Source organism: Nocardia africana NBRC 100379, assembly GCF_001612635.1.
GTDB lineage: Bacteria > Actinomycetota > Actinomycetes > Mycobacteriales > Mycobacteriaceae > Nocardia > Nocardia africana.
The window spans coordinates 1-3222 of sequence record NZ_BDAV01000055.1 but is presented as its reverse complement, the minus strand read 5'-3'; the positions used below and the strand labels follow the sequence as shown (position 1 = coordinate 3222).

Here is a 3222-nt window from a genome sequence, read left to right as displayed (position 1 = left end):
ACCCACGACCGCGCCCGCGGCCGCCACCGGTGCGCCGGCCACGACCGCTCCGGCCGCGCCGCCGAGCCCGGCACCAGCAAGAGTTGCGCCGCTGACCCGGTCCGAGCGCCCTGCCGGGATACCGATCGAGTCCAAAGCGGTGGCGACCTGAGCTTCGGCACCGGCCGCGGTGGTGTTGATGCAGTCACGTGCTTGGGGTGGAAGCCAATCCGGTGCCGGGGCCTGCCATTGACCGATACGGATCGTGTTGTCCGGCGGCGCAATCGGCGCGACCGGCGCCACCGGCTCGGGCAGATGCAAGTCTTGCACCTGCACCGGCGGTGCTGGGTCGTCGGCGGGTTCGGGGCGCGGGGTGGGCCCGTTGCGGACCTCGGGTGGCTGCTCGATATACACCGGCTGAGGCTCGGGTGCCGGTTCCGGCGCAGGCGGCGGTGGCGCGGGTGGGGGCGGCGGTGTCGCGGTGCCGGGCTGGGAAGGGCTGGTAACGCCAGGCTGGTCCGCGGTCGAAGCCGTCGATGCACCTGCCGGGCCGGCGCACGCGAGGGCGATCAATAGCGGAACGGCACCGGCAACCACGAGCGACGCAGGTCGGGACTTCCCTGCCGGTAACCGCTCCCCCCTTTTGTTGGGTGTCGCGGTTCTTCTCTTGGCGTTTCTGAATCCTGTTTTCGGCATGCCGAATAAACCCTTCGAATGGAGGGAGGGAAAGATGAAAAGAATGAATGGTGTGGCTTTTCGGGGAATCAGCGCCCCGGCGTCGTCAACGCCGACTGACCCGGGGCGCCGATCCGCCGTTTCAGCAGTTCAGAGGAACGGCAGGACGAGCGAGAGCACTTGGGCGGCGATCGTCAGTCCGTTCGAGACTGCCGCAGAGCCGGTATCGATCCAGGAAAGAACGACCATCGGATCCACAATCAATTTCCCTTCGAAGCAGGAGCAGTTGCCCTACCATCAAAACGCGGAAAATTATGGTTCGCCAGGCGTTGAAGGGATAGAGTTTTTATATATACCCGCGCTAGCCCCACATAGAGATGGGTTTACGTGCGACAGCGGCGAAAATTGATACTCGCAGTATCCCTCGAAATTTTTCCCGCCCGTCGCCGATTGGTGGACACCACGTGGTGAACACCGCCGTGGGGTCGAGGTCGAGCGCGCCTCTTCGCCGGTGAGACCGCTGGTTGTTCGTTGCCGCCATCGCGGGATTCTGGTAGGAACGAAAGCGCTCGGGGGAGAAAACTTTTCACCAATTCCTGTATTCGCTGACACGAAAGTGTCGGCGTTCGAGGGGGTTTCATGACCACCACCACACCCGATTCACCTCACGCTCGACAGCCACCGGATGTCGCCCGTTTGGCTGGTGATGTGCCGGTTGGAATTCCAGCACTCGGGCCCTGGCTACGGGTGATGCGCGAACACCGCGACCTGACCCGCGATCTGGCCGGCCAGTACACACACGTCAGTGCCGCCTATCTCAAGTCGGTCGAGGTTGGTTCGGCGACTCCGCGCCGGGACACACTCGACAAGATCATCACCGGTTACGAACTGTCATCCGCCCAGCGTCGCCATACCATCGAGTTGTGGGAACCCGCCGCTGTCCTGGCTCCACTGGAGGAGTTGCGTGAGCGGATAGTGACTCCTGGTCGCCGAGGAGAGTTGGCGACTTGGGACGCCAGGGCGATTGCCTGTGGCTTCTGCGATCCCCTGTGGAATGTTGTGGCGGCCAACCAGCAGTTCCAGAGCCTGTTTCCCGGCCTGGACCGAGCCGAGAACAACCTCGCCTTCTGGCGATTCTCCTCGGCTGACGATTCGTGTCGCCAGGGTCCCGAGGAGGACGCCCAGTTCTTCGTGGCGACTCTACGTGCGGCGTTGGGTCGCTTCCGCGACGCGCCGGAGGGAGCCCGGCTCCTTCGACGACTCGCCGGCAGTGCCCGATTCGCTGGGCTGTGGCGTAGCGGTGTCGAGGTCGCCTACGACGTTGGTCCGTCTCCCCGCCGCTGGGGCGACCGGGATGAACTGGTCAGCGTGCAGGTCACCGAGCTCGTCGAGGAACCCGGGGTTCGCTTGTTCTTGGCGTATCGATCACACGCTGCCGGGCATCAGGGCGCGGACGACGTTGGGGCACAACCTGCTTCATAGTGTGAGAGAGGTGTTGGTGTGTCGACTGATAAGCATCCAGACACCACAGATTTTGAGGACGCCGCGGATGCAGTGGCGGCCCCGCACGAGCCGACCTACCCGGTCTCTGTCGGCGCTCGCGCTCTGCACAAGTCCGAAGCGTGGTATCTGCGGCAGCTGAAAGCCGGCGCGCTGCCGGGACATCGGGCCGGGCGAACATGGTTTCTCACCGCCGCCGACATCGCCGCCGCCATCGAACACACCGCCACCGCCGCCACGCCAGCGCAGCGGCCTACCTCGCCGTCGGCGCCGCAGCACCGGCGCCGTCGGCGGCGACGCCCCGGACCCCCGTGACGGTGTGCGTCACGGGCGGGCGTGGCCCGGAGGGAAGACCGCCAGGTGTCCGCCTGTTCCCTCCCGGGCCACGTTCATGCACTCACCCGCGCCAACTCTGGTCCCGTGGGGGTGAGCTGGCCCTGCCACCACCCGACCCGGGGCGGAAACCGCAACTCGGACGCGGTGAACGAGTAGTCGAGCGTGTCTCCCGTCCTGGGGTTGGTCATGCGTGCGCCGTAGATGAAGTCGGCGGTAGCGGGGCGCGTGGTCCACAACGCTTCCCATTCCGGCACCCGACTGCAGACCTCGAGCAGACGCTCGCGCTCACCGTCTGGCATCACGCACTCGATCAGTGGCGCGGCACCCCAGATCAGGCCGTGCGCGATTGTGTGCCACTCCTGCCCGAGTAGTTGCCTCGTCCACGGGTCGGCGACCAGCCACTCGTAGATGCTCACACCGGCGCGCAAATGCATCAACGACTCACACGCCTGGTTGGCAGCCACGATCCGCCCCATGACCGTGTTGAGGATGAACACCGGCACCGTGATCGCCTCGATAGCGCGAAGCTCCAAATCGCAGGGGGCACTGTCGTCGGACCGCAGCCGCCCCTCCCGCGCCGACAGAAGAAGGCGAACGTTGTTGTCCTGGACTTCCAAGGCTGCCAACACTTTTCGAATGTTGTCGTCGACGAGCGGACGCTTCTTGAGTTCTATCTTCTTGATCGTGTCCGCCGCCAGCCCGACCTGCTGGCCCAGCTGGAACCGGTCCAAA

The 3222-nt window shown here is 65.3% G+C and carries 2 protein-coding genes and 1 pseudogene; 1 reads left to right on the top strand and 2 read right to left on the bottom strand.

All coding sequences use genetic code 11. The annotated features are described in order from the left end of the window. Window positions 1-393 (bottom strand): annotated as a pseudogene (locus NA3_RS35050) (hypothetical protein); the annotation flags it as partial. 900 nt (window positions 394-1293) lie between these two features. Here NA3_RS35050 and NA3_RS35045 point away from each other — a divergent pair. Beyond that, window positions 1294-2136 (top strand): MmyB family transcriptional regulator, encoded by an 843-nt coding sequence (locus NA3_RS35045; RefSeq protein ID WP_084492125.1) that lies wholly within the window; start codon window positions 1294-1296, stop codon window positions 2134-2136. Between the two features lie 407 nt (window positions 2137-2543). On the opposite strand, the gene NA3_RS37940 is transcribed toward NA3_RS35045, so the two are convergent. Continuing rightward, a partial coding sequence (locus NA3_RS37940; RefSeq protein WP_084492124.1) for a hypothetical protein occupies window positions 2544-3222 on the bottom strand: 679 nt, incomplete at its 5' end.